Annotated in this window: 13 protein-coding genes; 4 read left to right on the plus strand and 9 right to left on the minus strand. The window is 62.6% G+C overall.

All coding sequences use genetic code 11. The features are described from left to right. Positions 1-222: 222 nt before the first annotated feature. Positions 223-1,380, plus strand: a complete 1,158-nt coding sequence (locus ACFQO4_RS02370) for a hypothetical protein (RefSeq protein WP_500259402.1) — start codon at positions 223-225, stop codon at positions 1,378-1,380. A gap of 293 nt (positions 1,381-1,673) precedes the next feature. On the opposite strand, the gene ACFQO4_RS02375 is transcribed toward ACFQO4_RS02370, so the two are convergent. From ACFQO4_RS02375 to ACFQO4_RS02405, 7 genes are all read right to left on the minus strand, one after another. Then, positions 1,674-4,646, minus strand: a complete 2,973-nt coding sequence (locus tag ACFQO4_RS02375; RefSeq protein ID WP_500259403.1) for a hypothetical protein — start codon at positions 4,644-4,646, stop codon at positions 1,674-1,676. 444 nt (positions 4,647-5,090) lie between these two features. Further along, entirely contained in the window at positions 5,091-5,249 is a 159-nt protein-coding gene (locus ACFQO4_RS02380; RefSeq protein WP_500259404.1) for a hypothetical protein, read from the minus strand. A gap of 100 nt (positions 5,250-5,349) precedes the next feature. Beyond that, positions 5,350-6,648, minus strand: a complete 1,299-nt coding sequence (locus ACFQO4_RS02385; protein WP_500259405.1) for an ABC transporter ATP-binding protein — start codon at positions 6,646-6,648, stop codon at positions 5,350-5,352. Beyond that, on the minus strand, positions 6,645-7,856 hold the full coding sequence (locus ACFQO4_RS02390) for an ABC transporter ATP-binding protein (RefSeq protein WP_500259406.1): 1,212 nt from the start codon (positions 7,854-7,856) through the stop codon (positions 6,645-6,647). The genes ACFQO4_RS02385 and ACFQO4_RS02390 overlap by 4 nt, the downstream gene beginning before the upstream one ends. A gap of 1 nt (position 7,857) precedes the next feature. Then, positions 7,858-8,859 carry an ABC transporter permease gene (locus ACFQO4_RS02395; RefSeq protein ID WP_500259407.1) on the minus strand — a complete coding sequence of 334 codons (1,002 nt, stop codon included), beginning with the start codon at positions 8,857-8,859 and terminating at the stop codon, positions 7,858-7,860. Continuing rightward, positions 8,856-9,932 carry an ABC transporter permease gene (locus ACFQO4_RS02400; protein ID WP_500259408.1) on the minus strand — a complete coding sequence of 359 codons (1,077 nt, stop codon included), beginning with the start codon at positions 9,930-9,932 and terminating at the stop codon, positions 8,856-8,858. The genes ACFQO4_RS02395 and ACFQO4_RS02400 overlap by 4 nt, the downstream gene beginning before the upstream one ends. Before the next feature lie 169 nt (positions 9,933-10,101). Continuing rightward, positions 10,102-11,775: an ABC transporter substrate-binding protein gene (locus ACFQO4_RS02405; protein WP_500259409.1), complete on the minus strand. Its 1,674-nt coding sequence runs from the start codon at positions 11,773-11,775 to the stop codon at positions 10,102-10,104. A gap of 107 nt (positions 11,776-11,882) precedes the next feature. Between ACFQO4_RS02405 and ACFQO4_RS02410 the strand changes: the two genes are divergently transcribed. From ACFQO4_RS02410 to ACFQO4_RS02420, 3 genes are read left to right on the plus strand one after another with little or no spacing between them, the layout of a single operon-like run. Next, a complete protein-coding gene (locus ACFQO4_RS02410) occupies positions 11,883-12,518 on the plus strand; it encodes a ribonuclease H family protein (RefSeq protein ID WP_500259410.1) in 636 nt (211 codons plus the stop codon). 51 nt (positions 12,519-12,569) lie between these two features. Then, a complete protein-coding gene (locus tag ACFQO4_RS02415; protein ID WP_500259411.1) occupies positions 12,570-13,022 on the plus strand; it encodes a DUF2240 family protein in 453 nt (150 codons plus the stop codon). Between the two features lie 23 nt (positions 13,023-13,045). Next, positions 13,046-13,450: a DUF7993 family protein gene (locus ACFQO4_RS02420; RefSeq protein ID WP_500259412.1), complete on the plus strand. Its 405-nt coding sequence runs from the start codon at positions 13,046-13,048 to the stop codon at positions 13,448-13,450. 64 nt (positions 13,451-13,514) lie between these two features. Here ACFQO4_RS02420 and ACFQO4_RS02425 read toward each other — a convergent pair whose 3' ends face one another. Both ACFQO4_RS02425 and ACFQO4_RS02430 read right to left on the minus strand, forming a co-directional pair. Next, complete coding sequence (locus ACFQO4_RS02425; RefSeq protein WP_500259413.1) at positions 13,515-14,570, minus strand: Leu/Phe/Val dehydrogenase; 1,056 nt, start codon at positions 14,568-14,570, stop codon at positions 13,515-13,517. 151 nt (positions 14,571-14,721) lie between these two features. Then, the gene (locus tag ACFQO4_RS02430; protein ID WP_500259414.1) at positions 14,722-15,375 is read right to left on the minus strand and encodes an HAD family hydrolase; all 654 of its coding nucleotides are present in this window, start codon (positions 15,373-15,375) and stop codon (positions 14,722-14,724) included. Positions 15,376-15,442: the final 67 nt, after the last annotated feature.

A 15,442-nucleotide genomic window follows, 5' to 3' on the forward strand; every position in this document is an offset into this window, starting at 1 on the left:
CGTGGCCAGGTGTGCCGGCCGTTATTCAGCCCGTACACCTCGGTAATGACCTCCTCTCTCGAGCGGTGTTCGCGGTGAGTGTTCGATATTCGCCTGCTACCGGCCGCTCATCCCACTGCCGTTCTCCCGGATCGGCCCCAGCAGGCCCGTTGGACGATCCTACGAATGGTTGGGAAGTCATTATTAAAACACGCCGTTACCGTCGTCAGAATCGGTATTATCATGCAAAAACACACTCCCGTCCCGATCACACTACTCGCGGTTGTCATCGTCGTGATCGGCATGGCAGTCCCAGCAGGCGCATCGCTGGCAGCGACAGGTACCGTCACGGAAGCGACCCAGACGCCACTCGAGGCGACGGCGTACCAACCCGATCAGTCACACGCGAACGCCGGGAACGGCACCGACTCGGCCACGGTCGTGACCGAAGACGGCACGATGTCGATCGAGGAGGCACTCGCCGAGTTCGACACCGACGAACTCGAGGCGGTCGTCATCGAATCGAGTGCCATCGACGGAGAAGAGACCACACGAGTGCACGCCCTGGAAGACGAGGACGCCGAACTCGTCTGGGGAACGTTGCTGGAGTCATCGGACGACGCCGACGAGGCGACGCTCGCGGACTTCACGAACGACGTGACGGCGTCGACTGCGAACGGCGAAACGCTGGCGGTCGACGACGGCGAAGCGACGATCACGACCGATCACGGGACGGTCGTGACGGTGGAGCAGGTCACCCACGATCGGACCGAACAGGACGGCGAGTCGACGGCGACCGGACCCGATAGTCGCGCAGAGGTCTATCAAGAGAACAGCCAGACGACGAATCAGAACGCGACGGTCACGGTCGACGCCGAACGGGCAGCCGTCCTCGTCGTCCAGTTGAACGTCCAGGAGAACGACCAGAGTGGCTACGCGGCGGCGGCTGGCGAGAACGCATCGGCGGTCGTCCACCAGGAGAACGACCAGCGCGCGACGCAGTTCGCCTCGGTGAACGTCACCGCGTCGGAGGCGGCGGTCGTCGTCGCCCAGATCAACGTCCAGCGCAGCGAGCAAGAGGCGATGGCCGCTGCGGCAGGTCCGGGTGCGACGGCTGACGTGATACAGGAGAGCTCCCAGCTGAACGACCAGGACATCGATATCGTCGTCGAGGCGAACGAGAGCGCGATCTACGTAATCCAGGAGAGCGTACAGATTAGCACACAGGAAGAACACACGAGCACGAGCGACGGAGACGAAAGCGATGAGGACGAAAGTAACGACGGTGATGACGAGGACGAAACCGACGACGAGGGCGAAAACGAGGACGAACACAAAAACGAAGACGAGAGCGAGTGTATGCCGGATTACAAGAAGCAAAAGAAGGCCGGCCACACGTAGGTGACGAACGACGGACCGGATCAACGAGGAATCGGCACTAAACGCGGCCAGTGAACGAATCGAAGTCCGTGTCCATTCTCACTATTTTGCCACAAATTTCGTCGATGATGAGTCCTGGATGTCTCCGTAACGGAGTATCCGGACGAATCTGCTGGACCAACCGGTTCGAATAACTCGAGTTACTGCGAGTCAATTCTCGTTCAACTCGCTCGAGACGCTCGACGAAATCGCGTTTCTACGTGTGCGTACTCGAGTTCGGGTTACACAGCTCAAAAAACACCAGCCGAAGGCGATTACGCGGCGCTCTGGCTGGTCGTGATCGTGGTCGACTGGGACTGGGACTGCGTGTTGTCGTCGCCGGACGCGTGCTGAGTTTGCGTCTGGTCGACTTCGGTCTCGTCGGTCTGGGTTACCGTGTCACCGCCGTCCGAGTCCTGTTCGGCGTTCTGTTCGATCGTGGCATCTTGTTCGGCGTTCTGCTCGTTGCCGTCGCCGTTCTCGACGGTCTGTTCCTGGTCCTGGTTCACGTCCGCGTCCTGTTCGATGGACTGGTCGTTACCGTCGCCAGCGGCCTCCTGGTCGGCGTTTTGTTCTACCTCGGCGTCCTGTTCGGCAGTCTGCTCGTTGTCGTCGCCGTTTTCGACGGTCTGCTCCTGGTTCTGGTCGGTTTCGGCGTCCTGCTCGACGTTCTGGTCGTTTGAGGTTCCGGTCGCCTCCTGATCGGCTTCTTGTTCGACGTCGCTCTCCTGCTCGGCCTCCTGCTCGTTGTCGTTGCCGTTCTCGACTTCCTGTTCCTGTTCGGCCTCCTGCTCGGCTTCCTGCTCAGCCTCCTGGTCGTTGGCGACACCACTAGCGTCCTGGTCGACCTCCTGCTCGGTCTCTTGCTCGCTTTCGGCCTCCTGGTCGTTGTCGTTACCGTTCTCGACTTCCTGTTCCTGTTCGGCCTCCTGCTCGGCTTCCTGTTCGGCTTCCTGGTCGTTCAGGGCGCCGTCGGCGTCCTGTTCGACTTCTTGCTCAGATTCCTGTTCGCTTTCAGCTTCCTGCTCGTTGTCGTTACCGTTCTCGACTTCCTGTTCCTGTTCGGCCTCCTGCTCGGCTTCCTGTTCAGCCTCCTGTTCGTTAGCGAGACCGTCAGAGTCTTGTTCGACTTCTTGGTCGGCCTCTTGTTCGCTTTCGGCCTCCTGCTCGTTGTCGTCACCGTCTTCGACTTGCTGCTCCTGTTCGGCTTCCTGTTCGACTTCCTGTTCGGACTCTTGGTCGTTCAGTGCGCCGTCAGCGTCCTGTTCGGTTTCCTGTTCGGTTTCTTGCTCAGCCTCGGCTTCTTGCTCGTTGTCGTTGCCGTCTTCGACTTCTTGTTCTTGCTCGACCTCCTGTTCGGATTCCTGCTCGGCTTCCTGATCGTTGTCGATACCGTTGGCGTCCTGCTCGATCTCCTGCTCTGTCTCCTGCTCAGATTCGGCTTCCTGTTCGTTGTCGTCACCGTTCTCGATTTCCTGCTCCTGTTCGACCTCCTGTTCGGATTCCTGTTCGGCTTCCTGGTCGTTCAGGGCGCCGTCGGCATCCTGGTCGACCTCTTGTTCGGTCTCCTGTTCGCTTTCGGCTTCCTGGTCGTTGTCGTCACCGTCCTCGACTTCTTGCTCTTGCTCAGCTTCTTGTTCAGTCTCCTGTTCGGCTTCCTGGTCGTTCAGGACACCGTCAGCATCCTGTTCAGTTTCCTGCTCGGATTCCTGTTCGCTTTCGGCTTCTTGGTCGTTGTCGTCACCGTTCTCGACTTCCTGTTCCTGTTCGGTCTCCTGTTCAGCCTCCTGTTCGGCCTCCTGGTCGTTCTTGACGCCGTCGGACTCCTGGTCGACTTCTTGTTCAGATTCTTGCTCGCTTTCGGCTTCTTGCTCGTTGTCGTCGCCGTCCTCGACTTCTTGCTCTTGCTCAGCTTCTTGTTCGGCCTCCTGTTCAGCTTCCTGATCGTTGTAGTCGCCGTTTGTCTGCTGGTCAGTCTCCTGGTCTGATTCCTGCTCAGCCTCGGCTTCCTGCTCGTTGTCGTCACCGTCCTCGACTTCCTGTTCCTGCTCGACCTCCTGCTCGGCTTCCTGCTCGGACGCTTGTTCGTTCTCGTAGCCGCTCGCTTCCTGCTCGGCGTCCTGATCGATGTCCTGTTCGCTCTCGGCTTCCTGCTCGTTATCGTCGCCCTCAGCCGTCTGCTCTTGGCTACTGTGCTGCTCACCGTCCTGCTCGGACGATTGTTCGTTGTCGTCGCCGTAGAGGACGAGCTGAACCGACCGTTGGTCGATGTCGTTGTCGTTTTGCTCGGCCGTTTGCTCGTTGCCGTCACCCTCGGCGGTCTGTTCCTGGCTCAACGACTGGCTCGCACTCTGGCTAGCGTTCTGGTCGTTGTTGTCACCGAAGAGCACGAGCTGGACCGACTGCTGGTCGATGTCGTTGTCGTTTTGCTCGGCGGATTGTTCGTTGTCGTCACCCTCAGCAGTCTGCTCCTGACTGAAGATTTGCTCGGCAGCCTGCGCGGTGTTTTGCTCGTTGTCGTTGCCGAAGATTACCAGTTGAACCGACTGTTGGCCGATGTCGTTGTCGTTCTGTTCGGCGTTCTGGTTAGTGTCGTTACCCTCGGCCGTCTGGGATTGCTCGAGCACCTGCACGCCAGTCTGACTCGCGTCTTGCGCGTTGTCGTTTCCAGCGATCGAAAGCTGGATCTGGAACTGGCTGATGTTGTTGTCGTTTTGCTCGGCACTCTGGTCGTTGTCGTCACCCTCGACGGACTGCGACTGGACGAGCACCTGCGCCGCTTCCTGGGCGCTCAGCTGGTCGTTGTCGACACCCAGGATGACGTACTGGATCTGATCCTGCTGGATGTCTCCGTGCTGTTCGGCCGCCTGGTCGTTGTCGTCACCCTCGGCGGACTGATTCTGCGTGTAGAAAACGAGGATCCCCTGGTCCGCTACCTGCTCGTTGTCGTCACCGAACAACGCCCACTGCTCCTGGCTCTGCTGGTAGTAGAGCACCTGGGTCGCCTCCTGGCAGTTGTCGTCGCCGGTCGCGAGTTGACTCTGCAACAACTCGCCGTCTACCGTGGCGACCTGCTCCTGGTAATTCTCGTCGCCGTCGGCTTCTTGAAAGCTATCCTGTGCCCCGTTGACGATCGTTACCTCCGCCTGTTCACAGTTCGATGCATTCGATCCCGATGTCGCCCCTAGCGCTATCGCGCTCCCGGCAAAGATCATGCCGGTCGCCACGAGTAGCGCGACGAGAGTCACTATGAAACGCTTCTTGCTTGGCATTTATTTCATCCGGCGGGTAGCCCGCCAACACACCCTCTCGAGAACACCCCACTTTGTTATCTAAACCGAACACGTTGGTAACTTCGATTGCAAATCTCGAGTGTGCCAGTAACCTCGATTACGAATTCGAAACCGTCGTTACTGTCGTCAGAAAACGGTGTAATCGACGATAGCTGCGTACGTATCGAAAACCGATGCTCGTCAACGGCACGAACGTAGGGCGAACGATGACGCAGTCGAACCGACCTATTCGCAACTTGTAGACGAGACATCGGACGGACTCCAGTCATCGAGAGTACCTCCGCAATATGTTTGTCGTGCTGAAAAGTCGTTTCTCGAGTGGCCTCAGCTGAGCACCGCGCATAGTGCACAGCGCACAGCACATGGCTCACAGCGCACAGCGTACAGCACACAAATTCGTCAGGACGGATCACCCAGTTCCGCAGATTCCCACTGCGATGCGAGTCGCTCGGCCAGTTCGGGCGGCCGGTGCTCGTTCAGCAAGTGGTTTTCGAGGCTCTCGCCGGTGTTGATCGTTTCCTTACACAGTTCGCAGTAGATCGGTGCTTTGCTCGCCATAGCACCAATAGGCGAGAAACCCGCAAAAGCATCTCGCACGCAACGGGGCGTTCGAGGCGGTAATCCACCGTTTCCCAGGAAAGTCCAGATTCGTCGAACCTCAGTGCTTGCCGTCGTACAGGTGACAGGCGACGGGATGGGCCCGCTCTCCCAATTCCGGGTTCTCCAGTTCACAAACACTCTCGTAGGCGTCGCGCAACCGCGTCGCGGATTCGTCCCAGTCCTCGTTCGCGAGCGGCGCCAGTGCCTCCTCGACTACCGCCTCGTGTTCCGGCGGCAGCGGCGTGTCGATAACGTGGGCCTTCAGGTCCGCGACGAAGGCGTCCACCTCGGCCGGGTCCACGGCGATGCCGTCGTCGGTCATCACTGCGTGGTCGCTGACGACCTCGAGACTGATATTCTCCCGTTCGACCAGTTCCCTGAGGGTCATGATCTCTCGATACGCGGCTTGCTCGATTGCCACGTCCTCGGGCGGGATCACCTCCGGGCACCGCGTCCGGAACCGACAACCACTCGGCGGATCTCGCGGCGAGGGAACGTCGCCGGATAGCGTTTTGCGGTCGCGGTCCTGTTCGTCGGTCGACGCCCGTGGGACGCTCTCGAGGAGCGCCCGCGTGTAGGGGTGTTTCGGCGAACCGAAGATCTCTTCGACGGGGCCGATTTCGACGATCTCGCCCAGGTACATCACGGCGACCCGATCGCAGATATGACGGATGACCGAAAGATCGTGACTGATGAGCAGGTACGTGAGGTCGAACTCTTCCTGGAGGTCCTCGAGCAGGTTGAGAACCTGTGCCTGGACGCTCACGTCGAGTGCACTCGTCGGTTCGTCGAGGACGACGAACTCGGGTTCGAGGGCGAGCGCCCGTGCGATGCCGATCCGCTGGCGCTGGCCGCCCGAAAACTCGTGTGGATAGCGGTCGATCTGATCGGCCGACAGGCCGACGCGCTCGAGCAACTCCTGGGCCCGGTCGCGGCGTTCCTCGGCAGTGCCGACGTCGTGAACCGCGAGTGGCTGCTGGATCGTCTTTCCGATCGTCATTCGCGGGTCGAGACTCGAGAACGGATCCTGGAAGACGACCTGTGCGTTCCGCCGGAACTCGTTGCGACGGTCACCCTCGAGTTCGAAGACGTTCTCGCCCTCGAACTGGACGACGCCGTCGGTGGGTTCTTGCAGGTGCAACAGCGTCTCTCCCGTCGTCGACTTTCCGCAGCCTGATTCGCCGACGAGACCGAGCGTCTCCCCGCGGTGCACCTCGAAGTCCACGTCGTCGACCGCGCGGACGGCGACGGGCTCGTGCCCAAACAACCGGTCGATGTACGAATCCTGTTCGTAGAAGTACTTGCGGAGCCCCTCGACGCGAACCAGCGGCTGATCGCTTCCGGTATCGATGCTCATTGGGACTCACCCCCGTCAGTCGTCGCCGTCGCCTCTGGCTCGAGGGCGTCGTTCTCGAGCGCCTGATTCGGGTCGTACTCCATCTCCGCGAGGTAACACTTCGTCGCGTGGTCTGTACTCCCTTCCGCCGCGTACTCCGGCGGCTTCTTCAGGCACTCCTCCATCGCTTTCGGGCACCGATCGGCGAAGTAACACCGGTCGGGCATCTCGTGATCGAGGAGGCTCGGGACGTTCCCCGGGATCGATCGTAACCGTTCGGTGGTTCCCTCGAGGTCGGGAACGCTCCCGAGCAATCCCTCCGTATAGGGGTGGACCGATCGGTCGAAGATGTCCGCGAGGGTGCCGCGTTCGACGATCTCCCCGGCGTACATCACGCCGACGCGATCACACATTCTGGCAACGACGCCGAGGTTGTGCGTGATCAGCAGGATAGTCATTCCCGTCTTCTCCTGGAGGTCGTTCAGGAGGTCGAGAATCTGGGCCTGGATCGTCACGTCGAGCGCGGTCGTCGGTTCGTCGGCGATCAGAACGTCCGGTTCGCCGGCGAGCGCCTGTGCGATCATCGCCCGCTGGAGCATGCCACCGGAGTACTCGTGGGGGTACTCGTCGGCGCGCTGAGCCGGGTCCGGAATCCCCACGGTCTCGAGCAATTCGATCGCCTGTGCCCTGCTGTCCTCGCTCACGTACCGCTTCGAGGGGAGCGCCATCGACATGACGTACGATCCCAGAGAATACTCCGGCCCCCGCGTTCGGGCCTCGCCGGATCGCGGGTTGGGGGTCGCCCGTTGCTGGACCTCGACGGCCTCGGCGATCTGTTCGCCGACGGTCAGACTGGGGTTGAAGCTACTCTCGGGGTCCTGAAAGATCATGCTGAAGGACGTTCCTCTGAGCGAGCGACGGGCCCCGTCGGGAATCGCGAGCAGGTCGACCAGGTCTCCATCGACGGCCTCGGGATGGGCCTCCTGCATGGCGTCGGCGAACGACGGATTGCGGTACTCGATCGACCCGCTCGTCACCTCCCCAGGCGACTCGACCAGGTCCATGATCGAAAGCGCCGTTACGCTCTTTCCGCTCCCGCTTTCGCCGACGATACCGAAGACCTCGCCGCGTTTGACCGTCAGATCGAAGTCGTTAACGGCGTTTACCTGTCCCTCGCTGGTGAAAAACTGGGTCGATAAGTTGCTGATGCGAAGAATGTCGTCACTCATGTTAGGCACCTCGTTCGCTTCCTTCGATGTTCGGGTCGAGTGCATCGCGGAACCAATCGCCGAGCAGGTTGACCGCGATCACCGTGAGCATGATCCCGATCCCCGGGAACATCGCGATCCACGGTCGCGACCGAAGGAGGTCCTGGCCGCGCTCGATCTCGTACCCCCACGACAGCGTCGTTCCGGAGAACCCGAGGTACGCCAGTGACGCCTCGAGGAGGATCACCACGGCGACCTGAATCGTCGCGAGGACGATGATGGGCGTCAGGCTGTTCGGGAGAATGTGCTGGGTGAGGATCGATCGACTCGGCATTCCGTAGCTCTTGCTCGCCTTGACGTACTCCTGATTCCGTAGCGACAGGGCCTCCCCGCGGGCGACCCGCGCGAACCAGACCCAGATAACGAGACCGGCCACGACCGTCACCGTACCCGGAATGGGGATGGATTCGGGCATGCCATCGGCCAGTCCGGCCACGACGATCGGGTCGGGGACGTAGATCGGTGAGGAGCCGAAGACGCCGACCAGCGCCATCGCGAGGACGAGTGAAGGGAACGCCAGCATCGTGTCGGCAACCCGCATCAGTCCGTCGTCGATGCGGCCGCCGTAGTAGCCGGCGATGAGCCCGACTGGAACACCGACGAACATGGCCAGTGCGGTTCCCAGCAGGGCGACCAGCAGCGAAACGCGGGCGCCGTAGACGAACCGTGAGAAGACATCCTGTCCGACGTTGTTGGTCCCCAGGATGTGCTCGCTCGTGGGTTCGACTGTCACGTCGCCGATTTCACCCTCCTGGGCGACTTGCGTCTCGTAGCTGTGACCCAACGGCGGGTACGGCGAGCCGCTCTCGGCGTAGTATCCCGTTCGGGTCGGGTCGTGGGTAGCCAGTAACGGCGCGAAGATTGCCATCAGTACGATCGCGACCAGCAAAACCAGCCCGACCTTGGGCAGGAGACTCTCGGCGAACGTCTGTTTGAGATTCGACGTGATTCGGTTGGAGATCATTCGTTGTTCACCTGCGGATTGAGCGACGTGTACAGCGCGTCGACGACGATGTTAATGATGATAAACGAAATGGCGATGAAGAGGATGATTCCCTGCATTAGCGGCCAGTCCCGAATGCGTAGTGCGTCGACCAGCCGAAGCCCGAGACCCGGCCAGTTGAACACGGTTTCGGTAATGACTGACCCGCCGATCAGCGACCCCATTTGAAGACCCAGGACCGTGATGATCGGAATCATCGTATTTCGCAGGACGTGTTTGTACCGGATCAGCGGGTTCGGGAGTCCCTTGGCCCTCGTCGCCGTCACGTACGGCTTCCCGAGTTCGTCGATCATGCCACTCCGGGTGAGCCGGGTGATGAGCGCGGTGAAGTACGTCCCGAGGGTAATGGCCGGAAGGGTGATGTAGTGCAACCAGGTTCCCATCTCGCTAATCGACTGGTCGAAGACGATTGCCCGAACTGCGTCCGCGAAGCTCACACCCCGTCTTCCGGTCGGGAACCCGTAGAAGTCGTAGCCGATGTAGGTGGGATACGGAATGTGGACGATTCCGATCGAGAACGTGTCGGTGGCCACGTCCGGGTACGGAATGCCGAACCAGACGCTCATCACGAGGATCAACATCAGCCCGAGCCAGAAGTTCGGCGTACTGATTCCGAGGAGGGAAAACATCGTCGCGCCGTAATCGGCGGGTTCGTTCCGACACGTCGCGGAGACGACCCCGAGGGGAATCGCGATGACGATCGCCACGATCGTTGCGGCGACCGTGAGTTCGATCGTCGCCGGAATTCGCTCGATGACCATCGCCGAGACGTCCCTGCTCGATTGCCACGAATAGCCGAGGTCGCCCTGGAGCAATCCACCGACGTAATCGAGATACTGAACGTGTATGGGGTCGTTGAGCCCCTCTTCCTCCCTAACCCGCTCGACGAGCGCCCGACTCGCCCCTTCCCCGAGCATTAACGTCGCTGGGTCACCCGGCGAAACGGCCCGCAGCCCGAACAGGACCGTCACCACACCCCAGATGACGAATACGCCCTGGAGTATCCGCCTGATCAGAAATTTCCTCAGTGCCATCGGAACGTATCGAAGGAACCCACGAACATTAATTATACTGTCGGTCCTCGCCCGATTCTGGCGGTTTCGGGGCTCGTACGCGAACTCGAGATGTCGCTGGTGAACCCAGTCGTTTGGCGCCTCAAAAGTCGAACGGCGGTTCTATTCGATGATGATGATGAGACCCGACTTACGCCTCCATCTCCCAGATGTAGATGGTCTCGTCCTCGCGGGGGTCCCACTGGATGTTGCTGTTCGCCCCGTAGATGCTCTCCTGGGTGTGCAGGAAGACGAACGGCGCCTTCTCACGCGCCAGCGCGTTGACCTCCTGGAGCGCCGCGGTCCGTTCCTCGGGGTCGTCGATCTGCTGGGTCTCGAGAATGGCGTCGCTGAGCTCCTCGTCGTCGAAGGTGCGCGACGGGTTGTCGGGAATCGTGAAGAATCCCTGCACGCCATAGTCGGTGTCGCCCGTGATGGTCCCCCAGCCAATCATGTAGAAGGGGATGTCGAACTGACCAGGTTCGACGCCGGCCTGGTTGGCGTCGGAGACGACCGGGAAGTCGACGATTTCGGCTTCACAGCTGACGTTGTCGAGCTGGTCGATCATGTCGGCGACGCGCTCGCCGATCGCGGCGTCGTTGAGGTAACGGCCCTGCGGGGCGGTGAGCGTGATCTCGACGTCGCCGTAGCCGCTGTCCTCGACGAGGCTCTCGGCGCGGCCGGGGTCGTGCTCGTACGGTTCGAGTTCGTCGTTGAAGCCGTTGATGCCGGGGGCGACCGGCTGTCCTCGCGGTTCGCCGAAGCCGCTCAGGATCTCGCTGACGATGGCCTCGTTGTCGACGGCGTAGTTCATCGCCTGGCGGAACTCCTGGCTGTCGAACGGTTCCACCGTGTTCTTCATCGGGCAGAAGATGTTCCGGAAGCTGGTGACGTTCCGGATGTCGATGCCGTCGGCGTCCTGGACGGTCTGGACGTCCTCGGGGAGGATGTTCATCGTCACGTCGCTCTCGCCGGTCTCGAGCGCGGCGACGCGGCTGCTCGACTCGCCGGTGGCATTGAACGTGACCTGGCTGAACGGCGGCTGATCGCCCCAGTAGTCGTCGAACGCTTCGACGACGATTTCCTCACCGGAGGTGTACTCGACGACCTCGTACGGACCCGTTCCGTTGAACGCTTCGGGTTCGGCGCCGGCGATCGCCTCGTTCTCGGCGTCGTAGTTGTCGATCGCCCACTGTTTGTTCATCGCCCGTGCGTAGTTCCCGAACTCGAACTCCGCGAGACCGGCCGACGCGCCGTAGTTGATCGCGACGGTGGTGTCGTCGACGGCTTCGGCGCCTTCGATGGAGCCGAGACCGTACGTTCCGATCGGGCTCTGGACCCCCATCTCGGGATCGACCGTTCGGTTGATCGTCCAGGCGACGTCCTCGGCAGTGAGGTCGTCACCGTTGTGGAAGACGACGTCGTCCCGGAGGTAGACCTCCGTCGTCCCGTCGTCCTGTGCTTCCCAGTCCTCGGCGACGCGCGGGAAGATGCCTTCGCCGGGTTGGAAGTCGAAGAGCGGCTCGTAGATGTGGTCGTAGACGTTGAAGTAGTCCCCAGTGATGTGGTCGAGTGGATCCTGCGTGTCGGGGAACTGCGTCAGCGTCAGCGTAATCTCGTCGATATCGCCGCCACCATTCCCGTTGCCGTTGCCGTTGCCGTTGCCGTTTCCATTCCCGTTGCCGTTGCCGTTTCCATTCCCATTACCTTCTTCCGGGTCGTCACCGATACAACCGGCAAACGATGCGAGTCCGAGCGTGGTCGCACCAGCTGTGTATCGGAGGACGTTCCGGCGATTCGTGGTGAGTTTATCAGCACCCTGCATACACCTACATGTACAATCATCCTATTTATACGTTGTTGGATCCGATCGGCTAGCGCGCAGTGAGAGACGGCCTAGTTGTTAAGTACTTGACTGTCCTACAGCGGCATATGGCCGCTCACGGCCGCCCCGCACTTCGGGACCTGTTCGACGAGTCGCCGACGCCGCACATCGCCCACCCCCCGTCGACCCATCATCGTGACTTCTACGTCGCCACCGACGGGTCATTCCGACGGGCTGGCGGTGGCCTCGGGGCCGTCATCGAAACGCGCGACGGCACGCGCGTCGGTCGCATCGCAGCCACCGACGCACCGCCGGACAACAACGTCGCGGAGTACCGGGCGCTCCACCTCGGTCTCGACGTCCTCGCAGCCAGAGCACCGGTCGACGCCCGCGTCGGCATCCTCGTCGATCACGACGAACTCGCGAGCAACGTCAACGCCGCGATCCTGGCGGCCGGACACCCCGACCACAAACCGCCCCGACCGTACACCGTTCCGGCGGCGACTACCCATCACTGGCGCGGGATCATCGCCAGACTCAACCGCTTCGGCGAGGTGCGAGCCGCCCGCATCGACAGCAGCCAGAACCCCGCACACCCCCTCGCGAACGCTCCCGAGGAGTACGCCCACGTCAACCGCGAACTCGACCGGTGCGTGCTCCCCGACCCGCCAGAGGTGACGTCGACGCAAGTTCCGCCGCCGTCTCGAGCCAATCGGAACCAGGGTGGACGGGCGTCCGACTGACGGGAACCCGAACCGCCAACGTTATTCACCCTGTCGCGAGAGTCGTTCTCGATGAGCCTTCGCGTCGCGGTCGCCGCGCCCTTCAAACAACACGGAACGAATCGACTGCGCGAAAACGAGTTCGTCGTCGCGCTGTCGCTCGATCGCGACTGGTTCTCACCCGACCAATCACAGCGCCTCATCGACGTCGCGACCCAGGAGGGCGTCCTCGAGCGCGACGGTCCCGAACTGGTGGCGACGTTCGATCCCTCGAGCGTGACCATCGACGACGACTTCATCCCCGGCGACGACCTGCTCAGAGAGCGGTCGACGTTCGAGCGCGTCCTAGACGCGCTGGTCGCCTCGGGCGTCGAAAAGCACGAGGCCGTCGGCGCGATCAACTCGCTCCAGCAGGAGTACGCGATCACGATCGAGGCCGCCGCGGTCGTCTACGCCAGTGGTGAGGGGATCGACGTCGACGAACTCGCCCCCACCGCCCGCTCGGCGTTGATCGAAGACGGTTAGCCTGCCCGGAGACAACCGCGCGTATGGTCGAGGATCAGATCACCGACGGCCGGCGGATCGCCGAGTTGCTCGCCTCCGAAATCGACGGACGATCGGACGACGAACTCGCGTCACTCGCGGTGACGAACGTCGATCGCGACGTCGAACCGGCGGTCGGCGGCGCCCCCGCGTTCGATATTTCGGTCGTGGACGACGACGGCGACCCGCTGGAGCGCCTCGCTCGCGTCTTCGTCCATCCGGATCGGGCGCACCTCGAGTTCGGTCGCGGACGAGAAGCCGCCGTCGACGCCGCCGGGGAGACCGGTCTGCGGACGCGTCCGAAGGCGACGACGCCGGCGAAGACGCTCGTCTTTCTCGAGCGCGCCGCAGCGGTCAAACGCGGCGTGGCCGTCGTCCAGGCGGCGGCTCGAGACGGCGGTGTTCGGTGAAATTCGGGACGCGGGAGCGACTCGGTCCAAGGGATCGAGATCGGAACCGAAACCGGCCAGGTACCTACCTGGACGACGGAGACGCCGCCTCGGTCCTCGCCGCCTCGATCCGCTCGAGCGCGTACCGATCCGCGGCCTCGAGCACGGTCACGTCGTCGGCCTCCGCACGTTCGATGAGCGTCCGGGTCCGGTCGCCGATGGCTACCGCGTCGGCGAGCGCCTGTTCTCGCGTGTCCCCGGTGTGTTCGGCCGCGACGGTGATCAGACCGCCCGCGTTGAGCACGTAATCAGGCGCGTAGAGAATGCCCCGGTCTCGGAGCGCCTGCGCGTGGGCTCGTTCGTCGAGGATGTTGTTCGCCCCGCCAGCGACGACGTCGCACTCGAGTTGCGGAATCGTCTCGTCGTTGATGACGCCGCCGATCGCACAGGGGGCGAAGACGTCGCATTGTTGTTCGTAAACTGCCGAAGGAGCGACCGTCTCGAAGCCGTATTCGTGGGCGAGCGCGGTCGTCGCTTCCTCGTCGATGTCGCTCACTGCGACCTCGGCGCCGTGCTCGTCGAGGAGTTCGGCGAGGCCGCTGCCGACTTTCCCGACGCCCTGGACGACGACGGAGAGGCCGTCCACGTCCGGCGTCCCGTAGGTGGCCTCAACGCAGGCCCGCAGCCCCTCGAAGACGCCGCGGGACGTGATCGGCGACGGGTCTCCGAGTCCTGCGCTGGTTCCGACGACGTGGTCGGTTTCGCCCGCGATCACGTCCATGTCGGCGACGCCAGTGTTGACGTCGACGGAGGTGATGTAGTAGCCGCCGAGTCGGTCGATCATCCGTCCGTAGGCGGCCATCAGGTCCTCGGTCTTCTCGGTCGGATCGGCGCGGATGACGGCCTTCCCGCCGCCCAGGTCGAGGTCCGCGGCGGCCGCCTTGTAGGTCATCGCGCGCGAGAGGCGCATGACGTCGCGCAGAGCGGCGTCGTGGCTCTCGTAGGGCAGCAGTCGAGTGCCGCCGAGGGAGGGACCGAGCGTCGTGTCGTGGATGGCGACGATGGCCTCGAGGCCGGTTTCGTCGTCGACGAAGTGCGTTACCTGTTCGTGGCCGGACGCGGCCATCTTCCCGTGTACCATTGTGCAAGAATTGCACGAATGGAACCATTAATGTGGCTATTCTCGACGATCCGCGTCCGGGCTGGTGTTCACAGCACGATCGGTGGTGCAAGCAGCGCGGTCGACTGATGCTAGCTGATCGAGCAGCCGAGACACGGGGCGTCGCAGTCGGTTACAGCGTCGCCAGAACCGCAGGCAATTCGCGCGCGATGGCGGACTGGTCGACGTGCGCAACCGCCCGCGAGTCCGGGTCCGTGTCCACCCGGAGCACCTGTACCGCCCGCATTCCGGCTCGAGTCGCCCCCTCCACGTCCGCCTCGCGCTCGTCACCGACGTACACGGCTCGCTCGGGAGCGACCGACAGTTCCTCCAGGATCGCCTCGAACGCCCGCGGATCGGGCTTGCCCGCCTCGAGCTCGCCGGTCACCAGCGCCGCGTCGAACCGGCCTTCCCAACCGAGCGTCTCGAGTTTGTCCCGCTGGGCGCGAACGGGGCCGTTCGTCAGGAGTCCCACGCGGTAGGTCGACCGAAGGTCCTCGAGCATGGCCTCGACGCCCGGCAGCGGCGTGAGGGCGTCGGCAATCGACTCCCGGTAGGCCGTGGCGACTGCGCCGGGCTCGGCGCTCGTGTCGTGGTCGGCGAGCAGGTCCGCGAAGATGGGCTCGCGACTCTCGCGCGTGAGGTTGTTCCGGTGGGCCTCGAGGTACGCCTCGCGCGAGAGCGGCGGCGCACCAGCCGCGGCCGTCGCCTCAGTGAGCAACGTCTCCCGGTCCCGGTCGGGGATCGCCAGCGTGTAATCTAGGTCGAAGACGACTGCCTCGAGCATGGAGGATGGAGGGGGCTCGAGGGGTTTGAAGTTGTCTGTTGGAATCTCGCACGAGGTCGCGCCGACG

The organism is Saliphagus sp. GCM10025334, assembly GCF_042663485.1.
GTDB lineage: Archaea > Halobacteriota > Halobacteria > Halobacteriales > Natrialbaceae > Natronosalvus.

Bases quoted from the DNA above. Each gene is read 5' to 3' on its own strand.
- ACFQO4_RS02370 (WP_500259402.1), top strand. From the start codon at position 223: ATGCAAAAACACACTCCCGTCCCGATCACACTACTCGCGGTTGTCATC.
- ACFQO4_RS02380 (WP_500259404.1), bottom strand. From the start codon at position 5,249: ATGGCGAGCAAAGCACCGATCTACTGCGAACTGTGTAAGGAAACGATC.
- ACFQO4_RS02385 (WP_500259405.1), bottom strand. From the start codon at position 6,648: ATGAGCATCGATACCGGAAGCGATCAGCCGCTGGTTCGCGTCGAGGGG.
- ACFQO4_RS02390 (WP_500259406.1), bottom strand. From the start codon at position 7,856: ATGAGTGACGACATTCTTCGCATCAGCAACTTATCGACCCAGTTTTTC.
- ACFQO4_RS02395 (WP_500259407.1), bottom strand. From the start codon at position 8,859: ATGATCTCCAACCGAATCACGTCGAATCTCAAACAGACGTTCGCCGAG.
- ACFQO4_RS02400 (WP_500259408.1), bottom strand. From the start codon at position 9,932: ATGGCACTGAGGAAATTTCTGATCAGGCGGATACTCCAGGGCGTATTC.
- ACFQO4_RS02405 (WP_500259409.1), bottom strand. From the start codon at position 11,775: ATGCAGGGTGCTGATAAACTCACCACGAATCGCCGGAACGTCCTCCGA.
- ACFQO4_RS02410 (WP_500259410.1), top strand. From the start codon at position 11,883: ATGGCCGCTCACGGCCGCCCCGCACTTCGGGACCTGTTCGACGAGTCG.
- ACFQO4_RS02415 (WP_500259411.1), top strand. From the start codon at position 12,570: ATGAGCCTTCGCGTCGCGGTCGCCGCGCCCTTCAAACAACACGGAACG.
- ACFQO4_RS02420 (WP_500259412.1), top strand. From the start codon at position 13,046: ATGGTCGAGGATCAGATCACCGACGGCCGGCGGATCGCCGAGTTGCTC.
- ACFQO4_RS02425 (WP_500259413.1), bottom strand. From the start codon at position 14,570: ATGGTACACGGGAAGATGGCCGCGTCCGGCCACGAACAGGTAACGCAC.
- ACFQO4_RS02430 (WP_500259414.1), bottom strand. From the start codon at position 15,375: ATGCTCGAGGCAGTCGTCTTCGACCTAGATTACACGCTGGCGATCCCC.